The 24,737-nt window shown below is 63.3% G+C and carries 21 protein-coding genes and 1 tRNA gene; 5 read left to right on the forward strand and 17 right to left on the reverse strand.

What is annotated here, in order from left to right; translation table 11 throughout:
• Positions 1-12: 12 nt before the first annotated feature.
• From pstA to BG57_RS00965, 7 genes are all read right to left on the reverse strand, one after another.
• Entirely contained in the window at positions 13-846 is an 834-nt protein-coding gene (pstA, locus tag BG57_RS00935) for a phosphate ABC transporter permease PstA (RefSeq protein WP_229753902.1), read from the reverse strand.
• Positions 847-896: 50 nt separating this feature from the next.
• Positions 897-1,880, reverse strand: coding sequence for a phosphate ABC transporter permease PstC (gene pstC / locus BG57_RS00940; RefSeq protein ID WP_035959549.1), 984 nt, complete (start codon positions 1,878-1,880; stop codon positions 897-899).
• 118 nt (positions 1,881-1,998) lie between these two features.
• Positions 1,999-3,030 (reverse strand): phosphate ABC transporter substrate-binding protein PstS, encoded by a 1,032-nt coding sequence (gene pstS, locus BG57_RS00945; protein ID WP_035959550.1) that lies wholly within the window; start codon positions 3,028-3,030, stop codon positions 1,999-2,001.
• 207 nt (positions 3,031-3,237) lie between these two features.
• Complete coding sequence (gene glmM / locus BG57_RS00950) at positions 3,238-4,596, reverse strand: phosphoglucosamine mutase (RefSeq protein ID WP_035959551.1); 1,359 nt, start codon at positions 4,594-4,596, stop codon at positions 3,238-3,240.
• Between the two features lie 112 nt (positions 4,597-4,708).
• Positions 4,709-5,509, reverse strand: a complete 801-nt coding sequence (gene folP, locus BG57_RS00955; protein ID WP_152562481.1) for a dihydropteroate synthase — start codon at positions 5,507-5,509, stop codon at positions 4,709-4,711.
• 178 nt (positions 5,510-5,687) lie between these two features.
• Positions 5,688-7,574 (reverse strand): ATP-dependent zinc metalloprotease FtsH, encoded by a 1,887-nt coding sequence (gene ftsH / locus BG57_RS00960; RefSeq protein ID WP_035959554.1) that lies wholly within the window; start codon positions 7,572-7,574, stop codon positions 5,688-5,690.
• Positions 7,575-7,747: 173 nt separating this feature from the next.
• Positions 7,748-8,422 carry an RlmE family RNA methyltransferase gene (locus BG57_RS00965; protein WP_035959555.1) on the reverse strand — a complete coding sequence of 225 codons (675 nt, stop codon included), beginning with the start codon at positions 8,420-8,422 and terminating at the stop codon, positions 7,748-7,750.
• Positions 8,423-8,749: 327 nt separating this feature from the next.
• On the opposite strand from BG57_RS00965, the gene BG57_RS00970 reads away from it, so the two are divergent.
• Positions 8,750-9,289, forward strand: a complete 540-nt coding sequence (locus BG57_RS00970) for a YhbY family RNA-binding protein (protein ID WP_035959556.1) — start codon at positions 8,750-8,752, stop codon at positions 9,287-9,289.
• Between the two features lie 52 nt (positions 9,290-9,341).
• Here BG57_RS00970 and BG57_RS00975 read toward each other — a convergent pair whose 3' ends face one another.
• From BG57_RS00975 to gloB, 7 genes are all read right to left on the reverse strand, one after another.
• Positions 9,342-9,857: a DUF4149 domain-containing protein gene (locus BG57_RS00975; RefSeq protein ID WP_035959557.1), complete on the reverse strand. Its 516-nt coding sequence runs from the start codon at positions 9,855-9,857 to the stop codon at positions 9,342-9,344.
• A complete protein-coding gene (gene greA / locus BG57_RS00980; RefSeq protein ID WP_035959558.1) occupies positions 9,857-10,333 on the reverse strand; it encodes a transcription elongation factor GreA in 477 nt (158 codons plus the stop codon). The genes BG57_RS00975 and greA overlap by 1 nt, the downstream gene beginning before the upstream one ends.
• Before the next feature lie 114 nt (positions 10,334-10,447).
• Entirely contained in the window at positions 10,448-13,702 is a 3,255-nt protein-coding gene (carB, locus tag BG57_RS00985; protein ID WP_035959559.1) for a carbamoyl-phosphate synthase large subunit, read from the reverse strand.
• Positions 13,703-13,740: 38 nt separating this feature from the next.
• Entirely contained in the window at positions 13,741-14,883 is a 1,143-nt protein-coding gene (carA, locus tag BG57_RS00990; protein WP_035959844.1) for a glutamine-hydrolyzing carbamoyl-phosphate synthase small subunit, read from the reverse strand.
• 339 nt (positions 14,884-15,222) lie between these two features.
• Positions 15,223-16,455, reverse strand: coding sequence for an MFS transporter (locus tag BG57_RS00995; protein ID WP_035959846.1), 1,233 nt, complete (start codon positions 16,453-16,455; stop codon positions 15,223-15,225).
• Positions 16,456-16,569: 114 nt separating this feature from the next.
• Positions 16,570-18,219 carry a transglycosylase SLT domain-containing protein gene (locus BG57_RS01000; RefSeq protein ID WP_035959848.1) on the reverse strand — a complete coding sequence of 550 codons (1,650 nt, stop codon included), beginning with the start codon at positions 18,217-18,219 and terminating at the stop codon, positions 16,570-16,572.
• Between the two features lie 159 nt (positions 18,220-18,378).
• On the reverse strand, positions 18,379-19,230 hold the full coding sequence (gloB, locus tag BG57_RS01005; RefSeq protein ID WP_052005546.1) for a hydroxyacylglutathione hydrolase: 852 nt from the start codon (positions 19,228-19,230) through the stop codon (positions 18,379-18,381).
• Between the two features lie 17 nt (positions 19,231-19,247).
• Between gloB and BG57_RS01010 the strand changes: the two genes are divergently transcribed.
• The 4 genes from BG57_RS01010 (at position 19,248) to BG57_RS01025 (ending at position 21,435) form a co-directional block, all read left to right on the forward strand.
• Positions 19,248-20,069 (forward strand): class I SAM-dependent methyltransferase, encoded by an 822-nt coding sequence (locus BG57_RS01010; RefSeq protein ID WP_035959561.1) that lies wholly within the window; start codon positions 19,248-19,250, stop codon positions 20,067-20,069.
• Positions 20,069-20,530, forward strand: coding sequence for a ribonuclease HI (rnhA, locus tag BG57_RS01015; RefSeq protein ID WP_035959562.1), 462 nt, complete (start codon positions 20,069-20,071; stop codon positions 20,528-20,530). The genes BG57_RS01010 and rnhA overlap by 1 nt, the downstream gene beginning before the upstream one ends.
• Before the next feature lie 25 nt (positions 20,531-20,555).
• Positions 20,556-21,293 (forward strand): DNA polymerase III subunit epsilon, encoded by a 738-nt coding sequence (dnaQ, locus tag BG57_RS01020; RefSeq protein ID WP_035959563.1) that lies wholly within the window; start codon positions 20,556-20,558, stop codon positions 21,291-21,293.
• 67 nt (positions 21,294-21,360) lie between these two features.
• A tRNA-Val gene (locus BG57_RS01025) sits at positions 21,361-21,435 on the forward strand.
• Positions 21,436-21,526: 91 nt separating this feature from the next.
• Here the strand turns inward: BG57_RS01025 and BG57_RS01030 are convergent.
• From BG57_RS01030 to BG57_RS01040, 3 genes are all read right to left on the reverse strand, one after another.
• Positions 21,527-22,000 (reverse strand): DUF2214 family protein, encoded by a 474-nt coding sequence (locus BG57_RS01030; RefSeq protein WP_035959850.1) that lies wholly within the window; start codon positions 21,998-22,000, stop codon positions 21,527-21,529.
• 45 nt (positions 22,001-22,045) lie between these two features.
• Positions 22,046-22,876 (reverse strand): hypothetical protein, encoded by an 831-nt coding sequence (locus BG57_RS01035; protein ID WP_035959564.1) that lies wholly within the window; start codon positions 22,874-22,876, stop codon positions 22,046-22,048.
• A 292-nt stretch (positions 22,877-23,168) separates the two neighbouring features.
• Positions 23,169-24,230 carry a glycosyltransferase family 4 protein gene (locus BG57_RS01040; protein ID WP_035959565.1) on the reverse strand — a complete coding sequence of 354 codons (1,062 nt, stop codon included), beginning with the start codon at positions 24,228-24,230 and terminating at the stop codon, positions 23,169-23,171.
• Positions 24,231-24,737: the final 507 nt, after the last annotated feature.

Genomic DNA, 24,737 nt, shown 5'->3' on the forward strand with positions numbered 1-24,737 from the left:
ATCACTCCGCCCTTATTTCTTCGTGAAGATCGCACGCGCCAGGATATTCAGACCCAGCACGCCGAGCGTAATCAGGAACACACCGGCCCACGCGAGCACTTGCCATTGCGGGAACGGGCTCATCGCGAACTTGTATATCGTCACCGGCAGATTGGCCACCGGCTGATTCATGTCCAGCGAGAAAAACTGGTTCGACAGCGCCGTGAAGAGGAGCGGCGCGGTTTCCCCGGCGATGCGCGCGACCGCGAGCAGCACACCGGTGACGATGCCGCCTACCGACGCTTTCAGCGTGATCGACATCACCATCTTCCACTTCGGCGTGCCGAGCGCGAACGCCGCTTCGCGCAGCGCGTTCGGCACGAGCTTCAGCATGTTCTCCGTGGTGCGGATGACGATCGGAATCTGCAGCAGCGCGAGCGCGATGACGCCCGCCCAGCCGGAGAAACGCCCCATCTTCGCGACGACGAGCGCATACACGAACAAGCCGACGACGATCGACGGTGCGGACAGCAGGATGTCGTTGATAAAGCGCGTGATGTTCGCGAGCCAGCGCTTTTGCCCGTATTCCGCGAGATAGACGCCCGCGAGAATGCCGAGCGGCGTGCCGACGCATGTGGCGAGCACGACCAGCATCAGGCTGCCGACGATCGCGTTCGCGAGACCGCCGCCATCGGTGTTGGGCGGGGGCGTCGATTGCGTGAACAGTTCCATCGACAGGCCGGAAACGCCGAGCTTCAGCGTCGTGAAGAGAATCCACACGAGCCAGAGCAGGCCGAAGGCCATCGCCGCTAGCGACAGCGTCAGCGCGATTGCATTGGTGCCGCGGCGGCGGCGCTGCAGCTTCATGCGCGTCGCTTGCACGCGGTCGTGGTCCTGATCGAACGTGGCGGGACGGTTCACTTGACACCCTCCCCGCGTTCCATGCGCAAGAGCATCAGTTTGGAGAGCGCGAGCACGAAGAACGTGATGACGAAGAGAATCAGGCCAAGCTCCATCAACGCCGATGTATGCAGGCCAGGACTTGCTTCCGCGAACTCGTTGGCGAGCGCGGACGTGATGCTGTTGCCCGGCGAAAACAGCGACACGTTATCGAGCAGATTCGTGTTGCCGATCACGAAGGTCACGGCCATCGTCTCGCCGAGCGCGCGGCCGAGGCCGAGCATGACGCCGCCGATCACCCCGGCGCGCGTGTACGGCAACACGATCTTCCACATCACTTCCCAGGTCGTGCAGCCGATGCCGTATGCCGATTCCTTCAGCAGCACGGGCGTGACTTCGAACACGTCGCGCATCACCGATGCGATGTAGGGGATGATCATGATCGCGAGAATGACGCCCGCGCACAGAATGCCGATACCGATGGGCGGCCCCTGAAACAGCGCGCCGATCACGGGCACGCCGCCGAGCACGGCGCCGAGCGGCTTCTCGAAGTACTTCGCGAAGATCGGCGCGAACACGAGCAGGCCCCACATGCCGTAGACGATCGACGGAATCGCCGCGAGCAGTTCGATCGCGACGCCGAGCGGACGGCGCAGCCAAGCCGGCGACAGTTCGGTCAGAAAGAGCGCGATGCCGAAGCTCACCGGCACCGCGATGATGAGCGCGATGATCGACGTCGCGAGCGTGCCGTAGATCGGCACGAGCGCGCCGAAGCTGTCGCTGGGTGGATCCCAGTCCGCGCGCCACAGAAAGCTGAGCCCGAATTTTTCGATGGTCGGCATCGACGCGACGAGCAGCGAAACGATGATGCCGCCGAGCAGAAGCAGCGTCACCACCGCCGCGAGCCGCGTGATGCCGCCGAAGATGATGTCGCCGATACGGCCGGGGGCGCGCTGCGCGTGCGCCGCCGGAGGTGCCGACGCGAGGTTGGTGTCCGACATGGGAGCCTTGGTTACGCTGCGTGTCAGACCGCGCGGCGGCTTCTGGCGCGCCGCGCGGCTTGTTGTTGCTGCTGTCCCGCCAGTGCAGCTTAGGACAGTTTCAAACTGCGCGTACTGCTTACTCCGCGACCGGCTTGCCCGACGCGTCCTTCACCTTCGCCTTCCATTGCGAGCGGATTTCCGCCACGACCGATTCCGGCAGCGAGATGTAGTCCAGATCGTTCGCCGCCTGACCGCCGTTCTTGAACGCCCAGTCGAAGAACTTCAGCGTCTCCGCGCCCTGCGCCGCCTTGTCCTGCGTCGAATGCAGCAGTACGAAGGTCGCGCCGACGATAGGCCATGCGTCCTTGCCCTGTTCGTTCGTCAGGATCTGGTAGAACGACTTCGACCAGTCCGCGCCCGCAGCCGCTGCCTTGAACGTCTTCGTTTCCGGCTCGACGACCGTGCCCGCCGAGTTCTTCATCCCGACGTAGGTCATCTTGTTCTGCTTCGCGTACGCCCATTCGACGTAGCCGATCGCGCCCGGCAGACGCTGCACGAAAGCCGCGACGCCGTCGTTGCCCTTGCCGCCCGTGCCGGTCGGCCAGTTGACCGTCGAACCTTCGCCAACCTTCGACTTCCACTCGGTGTTGACCTTCGACAGGTAGTTCGTCCAGATGAAGCTCGTGCCCGAGCCGTCCGCGCGGCGCACGACAGCGATGTCCGTATCCGGCAACTTGACCTTCGGGTTAAGCGCGGCGATCGCCGGGTCGTTCCACTTCTTGATCTTGCCGAGATAGATGTCGCCGAGCACTTCACCCGACAGAATCACTTCGCCCGCCTTCACGCCGGGGACGTTGATCACCGGCACGACGCCGCCGACCACCGTCGGAAACTGGAAGAGGCCGTCCTTTGCAAGCTGGTCGTCCTTCAGCGGCGCGTCCGAGCCCGCGAAATCGACGGTCTTTGCGACGATCTGCTTGATGCCGCCCGAAGAACCGATGCCCTGGTAGTTGACCTTGCCGCCGCCGCTTTTCTGATACGCGTCTGCCCACTTGGTGTAGATCGGAGCTGCGAAGGTACTGCCCGCGCCGGTGATATCGGCCGCTTGCGCAGAGATGGCGAACATTGCGCCAATCACGGCAGCCAGCGCGGTGTGCATCAATTTCATGAGACCTCCAGAGTTGTGAGCGTGTGTACGTCACGGCGAAATATAGGCGGAGTCTGTGACAGTAATATGACGTTTGGTGATGCTTCCGTGACAGCGGTCTTACGAATCGAAAGCCGGTCGGGCGATCACCCGTCAGCCGGCTGCGGACATAAAAAAAAGCGGGCCGAAGCCCGCTTTCTTGCGAAGTACGCGCGTTTCTGCGAACGTCTACGAAGTCACCTCTTTCACGACCTGCGCAATCGTTTCCGCGTGCCGAACGGCGTCTTGCTGCGCGGCGGCTTCCACCATCACGCGCAACACCGGCTCGGTCCCCGACGCTCGGATCAGCACACGACCATGCGAGTCGAGCGCGCGCTCGGCCTGCTCGACCGCGCGTCGAATTTCGTCGCTCTTTTTCCAGTCCGCGCCGGGACTCATGCGCACGTTGATGAGCTTTTGCGGGAAGAGGCTCACGCCGTCGAGCAGTTCGGCGATCGACTTGCCGCTGCGCTTGATCGCCGCCAGCACGAGCAGCGCGGAGACGATGCCGTCGCCGGTCGAATGCCTGTCGAGCGACAGAATGTGACCCGAGCCTTCCGCGCCGAGTTGCCAGCCGTGCTCGCGCAGTTTCTCGAGCACGTAGCGGTCGCCGACCGCGGCGCGCACGAACTGCACACCCGCCTCTTTCAGCGCCACCTCGACCGCCATGTTGGTCATCAGCGTGCCGACCGCGCCTTCCACCTGGCCGTGCGTCGCGATGCGGTCCTTCACCAGCACGTAGAGCAACTCGTCGCCGTTATAGAGACGGCCGGTCGAATCGACGATCTGCACGCGATCCGCGTCGCCATCCAGCGCGATGCCGATGTCCGCGTGGTGCTCCTTGACCGCGCGAACGAGCGCATCGGGCGCGGTTGCGCCGACTCCGTCGTTGATATTGAAGCCATTCGGCGACACGCCGATCGGCACGACTTCCGCGCCCAGTTCGTGGAAAACGTGCGGCGCGACGTCATAAGCGGCGCCGTGTGCGCAGTCCAGCACGATCTTCATGCCGCGAAGATCGAAACTCGCGGGGAACGTGCTCTTGCAGAACTCGATATAGCGCCCGCCCGCGTCGTCGAGACGGCGCGCTTTGCCGAGACGCTCGGACGGCGCGCACTCCATCGGCTGCTCGAGCTGCGCTTCGATTTCCAATTCGACTTCGTCGGGCAGCTTGTTGCCGTCGGCCGAGAAGAACTTGATGCCGTTGTCGTCGTACGGATTATGCGATGCGCTGATCACCACGCCCGCCGAGAGCCGCAGCGCCCGCGTCAGATACGCGATGCCGGGCGTCGGCATCGGGCCGGCCAGCATCACGTCGACGCCTGCCGCCGAGAAGCCGGATTCGAGCGCGGCTTCGAGCATGTAGCCCGAAACGCGCGTGTCCTTGCCGATCAGCACAGTTGGCCGGTTGCCCTTCTGCGGCGACCGGTCCGCGCCGGCGAGCACCTTGCCGGCTGCATAGCCGAGCTTGAGGACGAAGTCCGGCGTGATCGGGGCCGCGCCCACGCGCCCACGGATGCCGTCTGTTCCAAAGTATCGTCGTGCCATCGTTGTTTGACCCTCCTCGCGGACTTTTGGCGCCTGTTGTGGTCCGCGGTGTTTGTTGACTACGCTGCCAGCGAGCGCCTGCGCGGCAGTCCTGCCCGATTCAAAGCCGGTTTCAATGATGCCCGCGACGGGCTGCGTCCTTGGTGGCCTGCCAGACTTTCAATGCGTCGACCGTTTCGGCGACATCGTGAACGCGGATGATCGCCGCGCCGCGCTCCGCCGCGCACACCGCCGCCGCCAGACTCGCGGGCAAGCGCTCGCCCGCGCCGCGCCCGGTCACGCCGCCGAGCATCGACTTGCGCGACATGCCCGCCAATAACGGGAAATGCGTGCCGTGAGGCAACGTCGCCGGAAGTTCGGCAAGTAGCGTGTAATTATGCCCGATCGCCTTGCCGAAACCGTAGCCGGGATCAAGACTGATACGGTCCGCCACCACTCCGGCCGCGTCCAGCGCCGAGACGCGTTCGACGAAGAAATCGCGCACCGAAGCGACCACGTCCTCGTAGACCGGCTCGTGGAGTTGCATCGTGCGTGGCTCGCCAAGCATGTGCATCACGCACAGGCCGCATTGGCTGGCTGCGACGGCGTCGATCGCACCTTCCTGACGGAAGCCCCAGATGTCATTGATCATGTCCGCGCCCGCATCGAGGACGGCTCGCATGACGGCGGGCTTGTAGGTGTCGACGGAAATCGGCACACGCACCGCATGCAGCGCCTCGACGATCGGCACCACGCGCGCCAGTTCCTCGTCGAGGGGCACTGGCGGCGCACCCGGACGCGTAGACTCGCCGCCTATGTCGATCATGTCCGCGCCATCGGCGATCATCTGCTCGGCGCGAGCGAGCGCGGCGTCGCGCGAGAGGAAGCGGCCGCCATCGGAGAACGAATCCGGCGTGACGTTGAGAATGCCCATTACCAGCGGACGGTCGAAGCGGAGCGTGAAACGGCCGCATTGCAGCGGCTGCGCGGAAACGAGAGGTTCGGAGGAGGTAGTCAAGCGATGCCTGCAAAGCAAGTGATGAAACGCGAGCCTTAAAGCAAAAATGGGCCGGCGTGCAGTGCACACCGGCCCATTGTCAGACTCGGAGAAGTTATGCCGGCGCTGTCGCGTTGCCCGGCTTGACTTCGTTGCCGCTATTGCCGCCCGACGGCGTGTCGCCGGACGGAGGCGGCAGGTTCTTCGGCGGACGCGGCGGACGATTTGCCATGATGTCGCTAATCTGGTCTGCGTCGATGGTTTCCCATTCGAGCAGCGCCTTGGTCATGGCTTCGACCTTGTCGCGGTTGTCTTCCAGCAGCTTGCGGGCGAGCGCGTATTGCTCGTCGAGGATACGGCGGATTTCCGCGTCGACCTTCTGCTGCGTGGCTTCCGATACCGACTTCGCACCCATCTTGCCGAACATGCCGTTTTCTTCGGTATCGACGTACACCATCGTGCCGAGGACGTCCGACATGCCGTAACGCGTCACCATGTCGCGCGCCATCTTCGTCGCGCGCTCGAAGTCGTTGGAAGCACCGGTCGACATCGAGTTCATGAACACTTCTTCCGCTGCCCGGCCGCCGAACAGGATCGCGATTTCTTCTAGCATCTTGTCGCGATACAGATTGACGCGGTCATGCTCCGGCAACTGCCACGTCACGCCCAAAGCCCAGCCGCGCGGCATGATCGTGACCTTGTGCACCGGATCGGCGTGGGGCAGCAGCTTCGCCACCACCGCGTGACCCGACTCGTGATACGCCGTGTTGCGACGCTCTTCCTCACGCATGACAGCCGACTTGCGCTCCGGACCCATGAAGATCTTGTCCTTCGCGTCTTCGAAATCCTGCATCTCGACGATGCGCTTGCCCCGACGCGCCGCAAACAGCGCCGCTTCGTTGACGAGGTTCGCGAGGTCCGCGCCCGAGAAGCCCGGCGTGCCGCGTGCGATCACCGATGCATCGACGTCGTTTGCAATCGGCACCTTGCGCAGGTGCACCTTCATGATGTGCTCGCGGCCGCGGATGTCCGGCAGACCGACGTACACCTGGCGGTCGAAACGGCCCGGACGCAGCAGCGCCTTGTCCAGCACGTCGGAACGGTTCGTCGCAGCGATCACGATGACGCCCGAATTCGCCTCGAAGCCGTCCATTTCGACGAGCATCTGGTTCAGCGTCTGCTCGCGCTCGTCGTTACCGCCGCCCATGCCAGCGCCGCGATGACGGCCGACAGCGTCGATTTCGTCGATGAACACGATGCACGGCGCATGCTTCTTCGCCTGCTCAAACATGTCGCGTACGCGGGCCGCGCCCACGCCGACGAACATTTCCACGAAGTCCGAACCCGAGATGCTGAAGAACGGCACCTTCGCCTCGCCGGCGATGGCGCGAGCCAGCAGCGTCTTACCCGTGCCCGGAGGCCCGACCAGCAGCACGCCGCGTGGAATGCGTCCGCCCAGCTTCTGGAATTTCTGCGGATCACGCAGGAAGTCCACCAGTTCCGAAACTTCTTCCTTCGCTTCGTCGCAGCCAGCTACGTCGGTGAAATTGATTGCGTTGTTGTTTTCGTCGATCAGCCGCGCTCGCGACTTGCCGAACGAGAACGCCCCGCCTTTGCCGCCGCCCTGCATCTGCCTCATCATGTAGAACCAGAAGCCGATGATCAGAATGGTCGGCCCGAGGTAGTACAGCGCGGAGACGAGCGCGTTCGGTTCATCGTCAGCCTTGCCGCTGACCTGAACGCCGTATTTCATCAGGTCGCCGACCATCCAGATGTCGCCGGGAGAGACGATCTGATATTTCTGGCCGTCGTTCGGAGTGACCGTGAGATTGCGGCCCTGAACGGTAACGTTCTTGACCTTGCCGTTCTTCGCGTCGTCCATGAACTGCGAATACGACACGCCTTCCTGGACGCGGGGCTTATCGAACTGCTTGAACACCGTAAACAGCACCAGTGCGATCACGAGCCACACTGCCGCTTTAGAGAACATATTGTTGTTCAAAGCACCACTCCTCACTCATAGACGGGCGCCTACATAAACCTTGCAGCGCCACCAAAGCATTCTAATCCAGACCGCTAACCCCTGCCATAAGGTTTATCTACCGTCTAAATAGCGGCAGATGGTCTTTTTTCGGCATATTCGGCGAAAATATCGCTGATTTTCGCCGAGGCAGTCTAAACGGGTCCCGCAGCCGGATGTTTGAGCCGCCGGCCGAGAATAAAAGTCTCGGACGACTTGTCCCGAGAGGCCTTGGGCTTGCGCGGCGCCACCACTTTGAACTGGTGCTTGAATTTCTCGACGATCTGGCTATAACCGCTGCCATGAAAACATTTGACTAGCAGCGCACCTTCCGGTTTCAGGTGGTTTTGCGCGAATTCGAGCGCCAGGTCGCAAAGATGCTCGATCCGCGCCGCATCCGCACTTGCCACGCCTGAGAGGTTTGGGGCCATGTCCGAAATAACAAGGTCCACCTGACGCTCGCCGACGAATTCATTTAGCTGGGCGAGCACCGCATCATCGCGAAAGTCGCCCTGAATAAACGTGACGTCCGCGATCGGCTCCATAGGCAGAATATCGAGCGCGATGATCGTGCCGTCGATGCCGCCTTCGCGCTGCGCATCACGCTTCGAGCCCTGAGCGAGCTTGTTGCGAGCGTACTGGCTCCAGCTTCCGGGCGTCGAGCCGAGATCGACGATCACCTGACCGGGCTTGATGAGCTTGTCCTGCTCGTCGATCTCTTTCAGCTTGTACGCGGCGCGTGCGCGATAGCCCTCGCGCTGCGCCATCTTCACGTAGGGATCGTTGATGTGGTCATGCAACCACGAATGATTGAAGCGATTTTTTGCCATTCAAACTGAACTCATGCTGCGCGCATGCGCGCTCGCGGGTGTGTTGCTGTTGCGCGCCGGACGTGGCGCGGATGCGTGTACTGTGACGGTTGCGCGGTAATCTTGCTGCAACGCGCGATGCTTTTAGCGGATAATACGCGTCTTGTCGGCCGGAACGTTTCCGCGGGCGCTCCATGCGCCCGGCAATCGCGTATCCGGCCTATTTCGTTTGTGCGGCGATAAAACACGCTGTGCCAGATCGTTCCGGTACGGGCTTTTCGCCCCTCGCGTTTCAGCATGCCGCCTGGCGCCAAGCGCCGCCCATTTTAGTCGAGTCCCAAATTTCTCATGCCAGCTCTTGAACTCTCCCCTGCCCAACGCTCCGACCTGCGCTCCCAGGCCCACGCGCTCAAGCCCGTCGTGCTCGTCGGCGCGGAGGGTCTGACGGACGCCGTGCTGAAGGAAATCGGCGTGCACCTCGATGCGCATCAGCTCATCAAGATTCGCGTGTTCGGCGACGAGCGCGAAGCCCGCGTCGCAATTTACGACGAAATCTGCGATCGCCTGAACGCCGCGCCGATCCAGCATATCGGCAAATTGCTCGTGATCTGGAGGCCGGAAGGCGCCGCGCCCGCGAAGACCCGCGGCGAACGCACGCGCAGCACGATGCCGCCGAGCGCCGCTGAAGCGGCCGAGCGTCCTGCCAAGGGCCGCGCACCGCGCATTGTCAAGGCCGTGAAGATCACGCGTGACGCGCCTGCAGTCAAAAAACCGCGCAAGCAGACGTTGAAGGTGCTTGGTAACGAGCGCGTCACGGCGGGCGGCAACGTCAAGCGGGCGAAGAAGCGTCAGGCCGGTTCGAAGCGTCAGCACCAGGCAGTGAAGTAATCGTACGGCGCGGCGTCAAACGCGACGCGCACGCCGCATCGGCCAACAGCGCTCAGCTTCTTGCGCGTTTGGCCGCCATTTTCGCCGATTTGTTCTTCGGCACGATGGCGGTCGGCGCGTTGCCCGGCAAGCGCCACACCAGCGCGATGCCGAACAGGCACTGAACCAAATAGATGGCGCTCGAGATGCCGTGCAGGATGCCGAACTGCTTCGCGTACGGAGAATCGGCCAGTGCGACGCCCGACTCCTGCGCGGCCACGCGCAGCGACTCCATGAACGGCTGCAACGCGAAGTAGCCGGCGAGCACGCACCCGAGCATCACCGCGACAATCCACCGCACACGCTTGTAGTCGGCGATGCCGCTTTTCACGAAGCGATTGCCGATCAGAATCAGAATCAGCGCGCTCGCCACGCCGACGAACGCTTCGATGCGGAAGTATTGCGCGGCGACCGATCCGGCGGCCGCGCGATCGAGCATCGAAAAGAGAACGGGGGCGGCGACGAGGCCGAGGGTCAGCAAGCTGCCGACCCAGATCATCGTCACGAAGCGAAAGAGCCGGTGCGCCATCAGACGTAACGAACCGCGATGATTTCATACTCGCGCGCGCCGCTTGGCGCTTGCACCGACGCCACGTCGCCTTGCGACTTCGAAATCAGCGCCCGCGCGATCGGCGAACTGACCGAAATAAGGCCGTGATCGATATCGGCTTCATCGTCGCCGACGATCTGATACGTGACCGTATCGCCGGATTCGAGGTCTTCCAGTTCCACCGTCGCGCCGAACACGACGCGGCCATCGGCGTCGACCGTCGTCGGGTCGATCACCTGCGCGGCGGCCAGCTTGGATTCGATCTCCGCGATGCGGCCCTCGATGAAGCCCTGCTTTTCCTTCGCGGCGTCGTATTCCGCATTTTCGGACAGATCGCCCTGCGCGCGCGCTTCCGCGATCGCATTGATGACCGCCGGACGCTCGACAGCCTTAAGGCGTTGCAATTCGTCGCGCAGCAACTCCGCGCCGCGCTTCGTCAAGGGAATCGTGCTCATAGACAACCCAGAAACAAAAACGTCAAAAAAATTACCGCGGTTAAGCGCATCTCCCCGAGACGAGGAGACGCCGCTTAACCGCGGCTCGTGATGCTTGGACCAGTAATCGAAGCCTTAGTTTAGGCGAGCATGCAAGCCTTGTAAATCATAGACTTCCAAATCGCGCATGTAACGCAAGCCTTCCACCGCCGCGCGCGCGCCCGACATGGTCGTGTAGTACGTGACCTTGTTGGCCTGGGCGCTCATGCGGATGGAACGCGAATCGGCGATGGCGGCGCGGGTTTCGTCGACGGTCGTGAAGACGAGCGCGATCTCGCCGTTCTTGATCATGTCGACGATATGCGGCCGGCCGTCTTTCACCTTGTTGACGACCTTCACCGGCACGCCCGCCGCTGCGATAGCCGCCGCCGTGCCCTTGGTCGCGACAATCGGATAGCCGAGCTCGTGCAGCATGCTCGCCACTTCGACGGCCTTCGGCTTGTCGGCGTCCATCACGGTGATCAGCACCGTGCCCGACTCCGGCAGGCGCGAGCCCGCCGCCAGTTGCGACTTGAAGAGCGCTTCGCCGAACGTGCGGCCCACGCCCATCACTTCGCCGGTCGAGCGCATCTCGGGCCCGAGCACCGGATCGACCGCCGGGAACTTGATGAACGGGAACACGGCTTCCTTCACGCTGAAGTACGGCGGCACGACTTCCTTCGTCACGCCCTGCTGCGCCAGCGTCTGGCCGACCATCGCGCGTGCGGCGATTTTCGCGAGCGGCAGGCTCGTCGCCTTCGACACGTAAGGCACCGTGCGCGACGCGCGCGGGTTCACTTCGAGCACGTAGATGATGTCCTTCTTCGAGCCGTCGTCCTGCGGAACCTGCTGGATCGCGAACTGCACGTTCATCAGGCCGATCACGTTCAGCGCCTTCGCCATCGCGGCGGTCTGGCGCTTCAGCTCGTCGACGGTTTCCTTCGACAGCGAATACGGCGGCAACGAGCAGGCCGAATCGCCCGAATGCACGCCCGCCTGTTCGATGTGCTCCATCACGCCGCCGATGAACACGGCCTCGCCGTCCGAGATGCAGTCGACATCGCATTCGATCGCATCGTTCAGGAAGCGGTCGAGCAGCACCGGCGAATCGTTCGATACCTTCACGGCCTCGCGCATGTAGCGCTCGAGATCGCGCGGCTCGTGGACGATTTCCATCGCGCGGCCGCCCAGCACATACGACGGACGCACGACCAGCGGATAACCGATTTCCTCGGCCAGCGCGAGCGCTTCTTCTTCGGCGCGCGCCGTGCGGTTCGGCGGCTGGCGCAAATCGAGATCCTTCAGCAGTTGCTGGAAGCGCTCGCGGTCTTCGGCTGCGTCGATCATGTCCGGCGACGTGCCGATGATCGGCACGCCGTTCGCTTCGAGATCGAGCGCGAGCTTGAGCGGCGTCTGGCCGCCGTACTGCACGATTACGCCGACCGGCTTTTCCAGATCGACGATTTCGAGCACGTCTTCGAGCGTCAGCGACTCGAAGTACAGGCGATCCGACGTGTCGTAGTCGGTCGAGACCGTTTCGGGATTGCAGTTGACCATGATGGTTTCATAGCCGTCTTCGCGCATCGCGAGCGCGGCGTGCACGCAGCAGTAGTCGAACTCGATGCCCTGCCCGATCCGGTTCGGCCCGCCGCCGAGCACCATGATCTTCTTCTTGTCCGTCGGATTCGCTTCGCACTCTTCTTCGTACGTCGAGTACATGTACGCGGTCTTCGTCGCGAACTCGGCCGCGCAGGTGTCGACGCGCTTGTACACCGGGCGCACCTTCAGTTCGTGACGCTTCTTGCGCACGTCGGCCTGATTCGAACCAGTCAGCTTCGCCAGACGCCGGTCGGAGAAGCCGCTGCGCTTCAGATACAGCAGTTCGTCGCGGCTCAGGCTTTCGAGGGTGCGGCCTTCGAGCGCCTTTTCCTTGAGGATGATCTGCTCGATCTGCGCGAGGAACCACGGGTCGATCGACGTTTCCTCGAAGATTTCCTCTTGCGAAAGACCGAGGCGGAATGCGTCGCCGAGATACCAGATGCGGTCCGGACCCGGCTCGCCGATTTCGCGAATCACTTCGTCGCGGCTCGTGGTCTTTTCATCGAGCCCGTCGACGCCGACTTCCAGACCGCGCAGCGCCTTCTGGAACGACTCCTGGAACGTGCGGCCCATGGCCATCACTTCGCCGACCGACTTCATCTGCGTGGTCAGGCGCGAATCGGCCTCGCGGAACTTTTCGAACGCGAAACGCGGCACCTTCGTCACGACATAGTCGATCGTCGGCTCGAACGATGCCGGCGTCTGGCCGCCAGTGATCTCGTTCTTCAGTTCGTCGAGCGTATAGCCGCAGGCGAGCTTCGCCGCGACCTTCGCGATCGGGAAGCCCGTCGCCTTCGACGCCAATGCGGACGAACGCGACACGCGCGGATTCATTTCGATGACGACCATCCGGCCGTCCTTCGGATTGATCGCGAACTGCACGTTGGAGCCGCCCGTGTCCACGCCGATTTCGCGCAACACCGCGAGCGACGCGTTACGCAGGACCTGATATTCCTTGTCGGTCAGCGTCTGCGCGGGCGCGACGGTGATGGAATCGCCGGTATGGACGCCCATCGGGTCGAGGTTCTCGATCGAACACACGATGATGCAGTTGTCCTTCTTGTCGCGGACGACTTCCATCTCGTACTCTTTCCAACCGAGCAGCGATTCTTCGATCAGCAGTTCGCGCGTCGGCGAAAGATCGAGACCGCGGCGGCAGATTTCCTCGAACTCTTCCTTGTTGTACGCGATGCCGCCGCCCGAGCCGCCCAGTGTGAACGACGGGCGGATGACGGTCGGATAACCGCCGCTGCCGGTGACTTCGGCGATCTGCGCCTGCATGGCGAGCGCTTCTTCCATCGAATGCGCGATACCTGACTTGGCCGAACCGAGGCCGATCTTCGTCATCGCGTCCTTGAACTTCTGGCGGTCTTCCGCCTTGTCGATAGCTTCGGGCGACGCGCCGATCAGCTCGACGTTGTACTTCTCCAGTACGCCGTGATGGAACAGGTCGAGCGCGCAATTGAGCGCGGTCTGGCCGCCCATCGTCGGCAGGATCGCATCGGGGCGCTCTTTCGCGATGATGCGCTCGACCACTTCCCACGAGATCGGCTCGATATACGTGACGTCCGCCGTGTTCGGGTCGGTCATGATCGTCGCCGGATTGCTGTTGACGAGGATGACCTTGTAGCCTTCCTCACGCAGCGCCTTGCACGCCTGCGCGCCCGAATAGTCGAATTCGCACGCCTGGCCGATGATGATCGGGCCCGCGCCGATGATGAGGATGCTCTTGATGTCTGTGCGCTTCGGCATAACTGCTCTCGATGTCTATGTACGGTTTCTGTTCGTGATCAGGCGGCGACCTTCGCCGACTCCATCAATTTGATGAAGCGGTCGAACAGATAAGCGATGTCGTGCGGCCCCGGCGACGCTTCCGGGTGTCCCTGGAAGCAGAACGCCGGCTTGTCGGTGAGCGCGAAGCCTTGCAGCGTGCCGTCGAAGAGCGAGACATGCGTGACCTTCGCGTTCGCGGGCAGCGTGGCGGCATCGACCGCAAAGCCGTGATTCTGCGACGTGATGACCACGCGGCCGTCTTCCATGTCCTTCACCGGATGATTCGCGCCGTGGTGGCCGGTCTTCATCTTGGTCGTCGTCGCGCCGACGGCGAGACCCATGATCTGATGCCCGAGGCAGATGCCGAACGTCGGAATGCCGCGCTCGATGAATTCGCGCGTCGCGCGGATCGCGTAGTCGCACGGTTCCGGATCGCCGGGACCGTTCGACAGGAAGATGCCGTCCGGATTGAGCGCGAGTGCGTCGGCGGCGCTTGCCTGCGCCGGCAGCACGGTGACGTGGCAGCCGCGCTCGGCCAGCATGCGCAGGATGTTGTACTTGACGCCGTAATCGAACGCGACGACGCGGAATTTCGGCGACTTCTGCTCGCCGTAGCCACTGCCGAGGCGCCATTCGGTTTGCGTCCACTCGTAGCGATCCTGCGTGGACACGACTTTCGCGAGGTCCATGCCGGCGAGTCCGGGAAACGAGCGCGCGAGACGCAGCGCTTCGGCTTCGTCGTCGCTGCCAGCGAGAATGCAGCCGTTTTGCGCGCCCTTGTCGCGCAGCACGCGCGTCAGCTTGCGCGTGTCGATGCCCGCAATGCCGACGACGCCTTGCGCCTTCAGATAATCGGAAAGGGTTTGCTCCGAACGGAAGTTCGAGGCCAGCACCGGCAGATCACGAATGATGAGACCGGCGGCATGGACTTTGGTGGCTTCGACGTCTTCGGCATTCACGCCGACATTGCCGATATGCGGATACGTCAGCGTGACGATCTGGCGGGCATAGCTCGGGTCGGTCAGGATTTCCTGATAGCCGGTGATGGCGGTGTTGAACACCACTTCGCCGATCGTCGAACCGGCGGCGCCGATGGATTGACCACGAAAGACCGTGCCGTCGGCAAGTGCGAGTAATGCGGGGGAGAATGACGGCAACACGGGAAGCTCCTTGGGGAACACCCTGTTACCGACCTGTCTGTCCGAAATTCAGGCTTGGGGCCGCGCTCCGGGAGCACGGGTTTCCTTAGCACGATGGCGGCGGCTCACAGGCGGGCATCGTGGCTCGAAGCGGCCCGCTTGCGCGCGGCGAGCGGAGTATCGAAGCGGACGATCGGCGGCGTGCGGCGCGCGCTGCCAGGCGCAGCGAACGACGGGGAATGGGAGGTAGGCGCTAGGGTGCGGGTTGATATGCTCAAACCTTCGAATTATAGCGCGAAGTCGGCCACTTGGCCATATTTGGGGAATTTCCGCTTGCGGCCGATGCGCAAAGCCGATCGCTCATGACGCAGTGCGCTCCGTCTTTTGAAGCGCCCGGCTCGGCAGCACGTACCAGACGGCGCTGGCCACCTGCAACGCGATCAACGTCACCCACACGGTCTGATGCGCCGTCGCGGGAAAATGGCCGCCCTCAGCCGGCCAGAACGACAGCATCGCGCCGATGCCGACCTGAAAGCCGAAAATCAGCAGGAAGAGCACGAGCGTGAGCGTCGTGTTCGCGCGGCCGATCATATGGGCAGGAAAGTGTTCGGCCATCACCGCATAGCTGAGAATGCCGGCGCCACCGAAGATGCCGTATGCCGCAAGCAGTGCGGCGGGCGGCAACGGCACGCGCACCACCATCAGCAATTGCACGGCGACATAGAGCGCCATTCCGGCGCCGCAGAACGCGTACACCGAGACGCCCCGCCGCTCCATACCGCGCGCCGCCGCACCGAAACCGACGCAGCCGAACATCATCGCGAAACCGAGCACGGAGACGAGCGCCGCGGCATGCGCGGGCGTGAGGCCCATTACATCGAGCAGATAGGGGCGTATCCAGAGCGATTGCATCGCGTAGAAAACGCCTTGTGACACGACCGAAAACGACGCGATCTTCCAAAACGCACCGCTCATCAGAATGTGCCATGTGCCCTGGAACTGGGTGATGACATCCGCCTGATGACGCGTGTCCCGAGTGCGCGGCGCGAACAGCGCGATCGCGGCCGCAACGAGCAGCGTGAAGACACCCAGCCCGACACACACTTGCCGCCAGCTCGCGACATGCAGCAGCGACGCAAGCGGCGATCCGACCACGACGCCGCCCAGCCCGCCTACCGCCATCGTGAGGCCGTTGATGAGCGGCAGCCGCGCGACCGGGAAATGCTGCGCCGACGCCTTAAACGCCGCGCTCAGACAGACGGATACGCCGACGCCAATCAACAAACGCCCCGCCATGAGGCCGGCCAGCCCGTGCGACGCCCCGAACACCCAGATGCCCGCCGCCGCGAACAAGAGCATTCCGGCGGTGACCGGGCGCGGCCCGAAATGGTCGAGCATCACGCCGACAGGAATCTGCGCGACGGCAAAGCCGATGAAGTACAGCGACGTAAGCAGACCGAGATCGGCGGCGGACAGGCCGAGATCGTGCGTGATGAGCGGAGCAAAGCCGAGGTTGACGCCCCGGAATACGTACGACACGAAGTATCCGGCAGCGAACAGCAGAAAGACGCGGAGACGAACGGAGGACGGCATGCGATTCATTGCCTGCTTAATTCTTCTGGAACGCCAGTTTAACCGTGCGGCCAAATGAAAACGCCGTCACCTTGGTGACGGCGTGGATAACGCGATAAGGCGAAGCGCTCGCGCTTACTTTTTCTTGCTCTTGGCGCTGCTGCCATGCGTGGCGGCAGCCTTCGTCGTTTTCGGCGCGGCGGGATGACTGCTGCCCGCCTTGGATGCGCTGGCCGACGACGACACGCGCGTCACCGTATGGCCCGGCGCCTTGCCCTGAGGCGTTTTCGCCGTCACGCGCGTGCCGATCTTCCGCACGCCTCCCGACGAACGGCTCGACGCCGCCACCGTTTCAACGCGCACCGGACCCGGCTCGGCCGGCACTGGACGCCCATACGGCACGTGCAGGACGACGACCTGACCCGGCATGAACATATCGCGGCTCGTGCGGTTCCAGGCCTTCACTTGCGCCACCGATACGTTGTACCGGTCGGCCAGCGTGGCAACGCTTTGCTTGCGGCGCACGCGAATAGCCATCTTGCGCGTGTCCGGCACGTCGCGTTCGACGGCGAGAATCGCGTTGGCGGCGACGTCGGCGCTGATGTCTTCGTCGTCGTCATCCGTGCGCGGCACGACGATGGTCGAGCCCGGCTTCAGGCGCATGCCTGCCGGAATGCGGTTGACCGACATGAGGGTGTCCGCATCGACACCGATTTTCTCGGCGATGGCCGCAGGACGCGCCCGCTCCGTCACCGTGTACGTGGTCCACGACGACAGCGCGCCCGTGTACGAACCGAGGTTGCGCTGGAAGGTGGCGGCGTTGTCGAACGGCAGCAGGATCTGCGGATTCGTCGCACCGAGAATGACCGGCTTGGCGAACGACGGATTCAGCGAGCGGAATTCCTCGACGCTCATGCCGGCGAGCTTCGCGGCCATGGTCACGTCGATGTCGCGCGCAGTGGTGACGGTCACGAAGTACGGGTGATTCGGGATATCCGGCAGCGCGAGGCCATATTGCTGCGGATTCGCCACGATGTTCTTGACTGCCTGCAACTTCGGCACGTAGTTGCGCGTTTCGTTGGGCATGCGCAGGCTTTCGTAGTCAGTCGGCAAGCCGGCCGCTTCGTTGCGCGCAATCGCGCGCTGCACGTTGCCCTCGCCCCAGTTGTATGCGGCGAGCGCGAGATGCCAGTCGCCGAACATGTCGTGCAGGCGCGAAAGGTAGTCCAGCGCGGCGCTCGTCGACGCCAGCACGTCGCGCCGCTCGTCCTGCCACATGTTCTGCTTGAGGTTGTAGTCGCGGCCGGTGCCCGGCACGAACTGCCACATGCCGGCCGCCTTCGCCACCGACAAAGCCTGCGGATTGAACGCCGATTCGATGAACGGCAGCAGGGCCAGTTCAGTCGGCATGTGGCGCTGCTCGAGTTCTTCGACGATGTGATACAGGTATTTCTGCGAACGCGTCGTCATGCGCTCGACGTAGTCGGGGCGCTGCGCATACCAGTTCGCCTGCATGTCGACGAGGTCGCTTTGCAGATCGGGAATCTGAAAGCCGCCACGAATGCGGCTCCACAAGTCGGCCGACCCTGCGAGCGAGGTGACAGGCGTCTTGTCGACGTTAATGGTTTCCTTGGCGGCTGCGGTGCGGCGAATCGTGTCAGCGACTTCTTGCTGCGAGGCGGCGGTAGGAGTGGCGGAGGTTGTACTCGTGGCGGGCGCTGTCGGTCCTTGGCTGGCGCAGGCGGCCAGCATCAGGACGGATAGCGCACTCAGTGTTAGTCGCATGAACGTCTCTGCTTCCAAAGAGTGAGGCTTGGAAATTTGGAGCCGATAGTACGGAACCGCACCTAGGACGTCAATAAGAATGCGCGCAAAACCCCTGCAAAATCTTGTATCTAACGCCGTTTCCGAGGTATCGGATGAACTTCTTGCGAAGTTTCGGGATTATCGGAACGTGTCTTTCCAGCCGCGAAGCACGCGGAATGCGTCCAGCCGGTCCGCGATCGGCGTGCCGAAGTGCGCGGCAAGCCTGGCCTGAATCGCAGGATCGTCGACGCGCAGGAACGGATTGACCGCCTTCTCGTGCGCGATCGTCGTCGGCAACGTGGGCTTGCCGGCGGCGCGCAAGGTCTGCGCTTCGTCGTCCCAGCGGACGAGCGCGGCGCTCTCCGGCTCGCATGCGCGCGCAAAGCGGATGTTCGACAGCGTGTACTCGTGCGCGCAATGCACCTGCGTGTCGTCGGGAAGCGCGGCGAGCGAATCGAGCGAGGCGAGCATCTGTTGCGGCGTGCCTTCGAACAGACGCCCGCAGCCGCTTGCAAACAGCGTATCGCCGCAAAAGAGATGCGGCGTGCCGCGCGCATCGCCCGCCTGGAAGTACGCGATGTGGCCAGCCGTGTGACCGGGAACGTCGATGACCGTGAACTCGAGCGCGGGCTGCGCGATGCTTACCGCATCGCCACCGGAGAGCCGCGTCGTCACATGCTCGATGCGCTCGCCAGCCGGGCCGTACACGGGCACGCCGCCCTCTGCCGTTCGGCTATCGAGCAGCGCTTTCACGCCGCCGACGTGGTCGTGATGATGGTGCGTGAGTAAAATAGCGGTCAGCCGCCAGCCGCGTTTCGCGAGATACGCTTCGACCGGCGCGGCGTCGCCCGGATCGATGACGACGGCATCGCGCGAATCCGACACGATCCAGATGTAGTTGTCCTCGAACGCCGGGACCGGCACGTATTCCAGCGCCGGCTTGGGCGTGCGTTTGGACGAATCTTCAGCAAGTGAATCCATGGCGATCATCTACGCGGCATCCGAACATGTCTGACCGAGCGATTATAGACTGGCCCGCCTGGACGAACTCCGCGCCCGGACGCTACGTGCTCGAATGGGAGCAGGCGCAACTCGATCGCGTGGTGTCGGATATCTTCGGCTACCACGCGCTCCAGCTCGGCATGCCCCAGCTCGATGCGCTGCGCGAAAATCGCATGACCGGCCGCGCCCTCGTGCTCGATTCGGAAAGCGGCGCAAGCGCCCCGTACACGCTGCCGCACGCGGCCGGCAACGGCGTGAGCGCGCTGCCCGCCGCGAGCGCGCCGGACGGTCGCAGTACCGTCTGGTGCGATTTGCTGGATCTGCCGTTCGAGGCGCAGAGCGTCGATCTGCTCGTGCTGCCGCATACGCTCGAGTTTTCGCGCGATCCGCACCGGCTTTTGCGTGAAGCCGAGCGCGTTCTCGTGCCCGAAGGTCAGCTGATCATCCTCGGCTTCAATTCGTTGAGTCTGTGGGGTGCGCGGCAATCCCTCGGCAAGGTCGCCGGACGCCCGTTCGTGCCGGCCGCGCACGAGATGATCGCGTTCACGCGTATCAAGGACTGGATCAAGCTGCTTGGATTCGATCTTGAACGCGGGCGTTTTGGCTGCTATCGTCCGCCGCTACTCACCGACAAATGGCTGCAGCGCTATGAGTTCATGGAGCCGGCCGGCGACCGCTGGTGGCCCATCTTCGGCGCGGCCTACATGATCACCGCCGTGAAACGCGTACGCGGCATGCGGCTCATCGGTCCGCGCAAGCTCAAGAAACCCGCGCTCGCGCCCGGCCTCGCGCCCGTCGCCGCCCCGCACACCCGCAACGAGCATTGATGACTGAAGAATCCGCATCGACGAAAGTAATCGACATCTACACGGACGGCGCCTGCAAGGGCAATCCCGGCCCCGGCGGATGGGGCGCCCTGCTCCGCTTCGGCTCGCTGGAAAAAGAGCTGTTCGGCGGGGAAGCCGCCACGACCAACAACCGCATGGAACTGATGGCCGTGATCGCCGCGCTCGAAGCGCTCAAGCGGCCGTGCCACGCCGTGATCCACACCGACTCTCAATATGTGCAAAAAGGCATCAGCGAGTGGATCCACGGCTGGAAGAAAAAGAACTGGATGACCGCCGCGAAAACGCCTGTCAAGAACGCCGACCTGTGGAAGCGGCTCGATGGGCTCGTCGGCCAACACCAGATCGAATGGCGCTGGGTGAAGGGTCACGCGGGCCATCCGGAGAACGAACGCGCCGATGCGCTCGCCAATCGCGGCGTGACATCGCTTGCCGATAGCTGAACGTACGCACCGACAAAGACATCTCATGCGCCAACTGATACTGGACACGGAAACCACCGGCCTGAACGCTCGCACGGGCGACAGGATCATCGAAATCGGCTGTGTCGAACTCGTGAATCGCCGGCTGACCGGCAACAACCTGCACTTCTACGTGAACCCGGAGCGCGATAGCGACCCCGGCGCACTCGCGGTGCACGGTCTCACGACCGAGTTTCTCAGTAACAAGCCGAAGTTCGCGGAGATTGCCGCCGAGTTGCGCGATTTCATCTCCGGCGCGGAGCTGATCATCCATAACGCGCCGTTCGATATCGGCTTCCTGGACATGGAATTCGCGCTGCTCGGGTTGCCGAAGACCACCGAGATGTGCGCGGGCGTCATCGATACGCTCGTCAACGCCAAGCAGATGTTCCCCGGCAAGCGCAATTCGCTGGATGCGCTGTGCGACCGCTTCGGCATCAGCAACGCGCATCGCACGCTGCATGGCGCGCTGCTGGACTCGGAGCTGCTCGCCGAAGTCTATCTGGCGATGACGCGCGGTCAGGAAAGCCTCGTCATCGACATGCTCGGCGAGACGCAGTCCGAAGGCTTGGGCGACGCACCGCGCATCTCGCTCGACGATCTCGATCTGCCGGTGCTCGTCGCCACCGCCGACGAACTCGCTGCCCACGAAGCCGTGCTCAACGATCTCGACAAGGCGGTCAAAGGCACGAGCGTATGGCGCATCGAAGCGGCCGAAGCCGAGCCTGACGCGGTTGCCGCATAATTTCTCGAAGTTTCTTAAAGAATGACTTTACGAAGAGCGATAGTCCTGACATAATCTCAATCTCTTCGGGTGGTTAGCTCAGCGGTAGAGCACTGCCTTCACACGGCAGGGGTCACTGGTTCGATCCCAGTACTACCCACCAGAATTCTGGTGCTGGTAAAGCCAAGACACCGAAGATCAAAAGGCCCAAGTCTCACGACTTGGGCCTTTTCCATTTGTCCGGCGCTTTCGCTTCAATGCGCCCACACGCCGCGCGCCATTCCGCTCGCGGCAATCACCATCACGATGACGAGCGCCGCTTGTACATCGCTCATCCACGCGAAGCGCCGGGCGCGCGTGAGGTCGATCGCCCCGCCCTGCGCCAGCGCAATCCGCCAGCGGATCAGCGCGAGCATCGGCGACACTTCGATCAAGAGAATTGCCACGAGCGCGGTCATCTTCAAGTGAAAAAGCGGCTCATGCAGATAGTACGCGCCGCCCTTCTCGAAGCCGCCGAACGCGCGCATCACGCCCGTCACGATCAGCACGATGGCCGTCACGCCCCACACGGAGTCGGAGCGGAACACGTCGCGCAGACGCGTGTCATTCGCTTGCACCGACTGCACCGCGTCGAGCCTTCGCAGCGCACGCGCACGCGCGAGCACCGAACCGAGCGCGAAGCCGAAAGCAAGCAGATGAAGTGCGGCAAGCAACCAGCGTATCAGCATCGTTTCCCCCACCATCGACAAGGAAGACCTGCTCGCTACAACGGCTCAAACCTGATGCAGAGTGGCGTCCAGCGCACGGGCTGCGCTGCGATCGCCTTCCGTGGCGAGCGGCGCACGGAACACCGTGGTGCGGTTGTGCCCGGCGGCGGCCGGCGAATCCCACATGAGTTCGACCTTGGGCCGGCGCGCGAACCAGCTTCGCCGGGTGGCGCCGTTCGATTGCAGTGTCGATGCGGCCGGCTGCGTCACGGGCGTGAGCATCGTCGCGGACGATGCGCCCGCGCCCGGCGGCGTCGGCCATTTCACTGAAAGCTCGCGCGCATCGTACTGGCCGAGCTTGCGGCTTTCGGCCCAGACCATCGCGGTGCGGGTGACGGGATCGAGGGAGATGGCGTATCGGCCAATCGCGAAGCGCCTTGCCGCGATGTTTGTGCGCCATAGCGCGCGCGGCCGGCAGATCCACATCACGACCGCATAGAGCGCCGGACCGACGACGAGCCAGCCGTTAGTCGCCGCGAGCGCATCCACGAAGCCCCGCCAGCCCGCCGTCCAGACGAACGGGACAAGCGAAAACACCGCGAATCCGAAAGTGAGCAGCGCGAGGAAGCGCAACGCTTGCCTGAGCCACTGCGGCAACGGATGCAGCGGCCGGTCCATGCGCGCCTTGGCGCCCGGCAGGACGATCAGCAGAAAAAACAGCACGAGGTTCAGGCACGCCCACGGCGACAACGTCATCGCGCGCAGCGAGGACAGATATCCCGTGTGCGACATGGCGAACACCCATCGCGCCGCGAGCACCACTCCGATCGCTCGCAGCGCGAAAACGGTGCCCGCGCCCGGTGCCGGCGCCGCGCTGGTTTGCCTGGTTCTCGCCAAAACGTGCGCTCCTCTCGACCGGAGCGGGCGCTCTTTTTACGCCGCACTCGGTCCCATGCGATTGATTGCTATCGATACAGTTGCACGCCGTCGCGCGGCCGTGCGCTTCGCATCGCGAAGCCCGAACATTATAGGGAGATTACGGATGTCGTCAGAGGTTTCGCAACGCGAACGCGGCCCGGCACTCGAAATCGTCGTTTTACTGTGCCGATAGCACAACGCCCCGCGCACCTTGGGGGCACGCGGGGCGTTTTCATGCCGCATCGCTGCAGCACGAACGATGCAACGAGGCTCAGGCGCTGGCTTCGCGCAGAACGGTGCGGCGCTTCTGACGCAGCAGTTCCTCGTAGTTCTGGACGTAGCGCGCAGCCATCACCTTCGACGAGAAGCGTGTTTCGAACGTTTCGCGCACCTTCGCGCGCGACAGCGTGTCGAGACGCTTCACCGCGGCAATCGCCGACAACTCGTCTTCCACGACGAAGCCCGATACGCCGTTCTCGATCACTTCCGGCACCGAGCCGCGATTGAATGCGATCACCGGCGTGCCGCAGGCCATCGCTTCGATCATCACGAGGCCGAAGGGCTCCGGCCAGTCGATCGGGAACAGCAGTGCATGCGCATTGCCGAGGAACTCGGTCTTTTCCGATTCGCTGATTTCGCCGATGTACTCGACGTGCGGCAGCGCGAAGAGCGGCTTGATCTCGTCTTCGTAATAAGCACGGTCGGCCTTGTCCAGCTTGGCCGCGATCTTGATCTTCATGCCCGCGGCCTGCGCGATGCGAATTGCCCGGTCGACGCGCTTTTCCGGCGAGATGCGGCCGAGGAACGCCAGGTAGCCCGGCTTCACATTCGGGATCGGCGTCAGCAGGTTTTCCGGCAGGCCGTGATACACCGTCGACAGCCAGTTCGCCTGCGGCAGCGGCTGGCGCTGGTTGTCGGAGATCGACACGACCGGCACGTCATTGAACGTGTTGAAGATCGGTTGCAGTTCCGGCAGGTCGAGGCGGCCGTGCATCGTCGTCAGGAACGGCACCGGCTGGCGCGCGAACAGCGAGAACGGGTAATAGTCGATGTGGAAATGCAGCACGTCGAATTCGTCGGCGCGGCGGCGGACTTCTTCGAGCAGCAGCATGTGCGGAGCCATCGTGTCGCGGATCGTCGGATCGAGACGCAGTGCTTGCGGCCAGAAAGCTTCCAGCTTCGCGGACGTTTGCGAATCACCGCTCGCGAAGAGCGTGACGTCGTGTCCGGCCTCGACGAGTGCCTCGGTCAGATATGACACCACGCGTTCCGTGCCGCCATACAGCTTCGGCGGAACAGCCTCGTGGAGGGGCGCGATTTGAGCGATTCGCATTGTCGTGAAACTCCTAATGAAAGGTCAGGCAAAGTACTGCTGTCATGTTTACGTCGGGAGCAATTCGCTCGCCTCGGGCGAAAGCGGCCGCCGCGCATTCGCCGCGGCGTGAAAGCTGGTGCTCGAGTGAAAAAGCGGGGTCGCCGATCACTGTTGGGCGCGACCTAAAACGAGCAAGTCAGAGACCACATCTCAAAAAGCGCCGCGCATGGAAATAACGCGCTTCTGCTCCGCAGGTTGACGGCTTCCTACAGAAAGCTGTCAAAAAAGGCAGAGGTCGAGCCGGGGCGGATTATGAAGCCTGGGCTGGCGGCGGGAAGCGGGGCATTTCAACTTATTTACCTTGTTACACGGGGGATACACTTTGGAAACCCCTGTTTATTAAGGTTGTTCTACATTGGAGCACGTGCCCTCGACGGCGCACGGGAGCCGCTTCGCGCTTTCGGCACCGTTGCGGCGCGCCTGGCGATGCTGGCGCGGCGCGTGCTTTCGTCGTCGCTGTCGTGC

It is taken from the genome of Caballeronia grimmiae, from assembly GCF_000698555.1.
GTDB classification, from domain to species: domain Bacteria; phylum Pseudomonadota; class Gammaproteobacteria; order Burkholderiales; family Burkholderiaceae; genus Caballeronia; species Caballeronia grimmiae.

Excerpts from the sequence above, each read along its gene's own strand:
- pstA (WP_229753902.1), bottom strand. The coding sequence starts at position 846 with ATGAAGCTGCAGCGCCGCCGCCGCGGCACCAATGCAATCGCGCTGACG.
- BG57_RS00995 (WP_035959846.1), bottom strand. The coding sequence starts at position 16,455 with ATGCCGTCCTCCGTTCGTCTCCGCGTCTTTCTGCTGTTCGCTGCCGGA.
- BG57_RS00970 (WP_035959556.1), top strand. The coding sequence starts at position 8,750 with ATGCCAGCTCTTGAACTCTCCCCTGCCCAACGCTCCGACCTGCGCTCC.
- BG57_RS00965 (WP_035959555.1), bottom strand. The coding sequence starts at position 8,422 with ATGGCAAAAAATCGCTTCAATCATTCGTGGTTGCATGACCACATCAAC.
- BG57_RS01010 (WP_035959561.1), top strand. The coding sequence starts at position 19,248 with ATGTCTGACCGAGCGATTATAGACTGGCCCGCCTGGACGAACTCCGCG.
- pstC (WP_035959549.1), bottom strand. The coding sequence starts at position 1,880 with ATGTCGGACACCAACCTCGCGTCGGCACCTCCGGCGGCGCACGCGCAG.
- greA (WP_035959558.1), bottom strand. The coding sequence starts at position 10,333 with ATGAGCACGATTCCCTTGACGAAGCGCGGCGCGGAGTTGCTGCGCGAC.
- gloB (WP_052005546.1), bottom strand. The coding sequence starts at position 19,230 with ATGATCGCCATGGATTCACTTGCTGAAGATTCGTCCAAACGCACGCCC.
- dnaQ (WP_035959563.1), top strand. The coding sequence starts at position 20,556 with ATGCGCCAACTGATACTGGACACGGAAACCACCGGCCTGAACGCTCGC.
- BG57_RS01030 (WP_035959850.1), bottom strand. The coding sequence starts at position 22,000 with ATGCTGATACGCTGGTTGCTTGCCGCACTTCATCTGCTTGCTTTCGGC.
- carB (WP_035959559.1), bottom strand. The coding sequence starts at position 13,702 with ATGCCGAAGCGCACAGACATCAAGAGCATCCTCATCATCGGCGCGGGC.
- pstS (WP_035959550.1), bottom strand. The coding sequence starts at position 3,030 with ATGAAATTGATGCACACCGCGCTGGCTGCCGTGATTGGCGCAATGTTC.
- folP (WP_152562481.1), bottom strand. The coding sequence starts at position 5,509 with ATGGGCATTCTCAACGTCACGCCGGATTCGTTCTCCGATGGCGGCCGC.
- rnhA (WP_035959562.1), top strand. The coding sequence starts at position 20,069 with ATGACTGAAGAATCCGCATCGACGAAAGTAATCGACATCTACACGGAC.
- BG57_RS01000 (WP_035959848.1), bottom strand. The coding sequence starts at position 18,219 with ATGCGACTAACACTGAGTGCGCTATCCGTCCTGATGCTGGCCGCCTGC.
- BG57_RS01040 (WP_035959565.1), bottom strand. The coding sequence starts at position 24,230 with ATGCGAATCGCTCAAATCGCGCCCCTCCACGAGGCTGTTCCGCCGAAG.
- glmM (WP_035959551.1), bottom strand. The coding sequence starts at position 4,596 with ATGGCACGACGATACTTTGGAACAGACGGCATCCGTGGGCGCGTGGGC.
- BG57_RS00975 (WP_035959557.1), bottom strand. The coding sequence starts at position 9,857 with ATGGCGCACCGGCTCTTTCGCTTCGTGACGATGATCTGGGTCGGCAGC.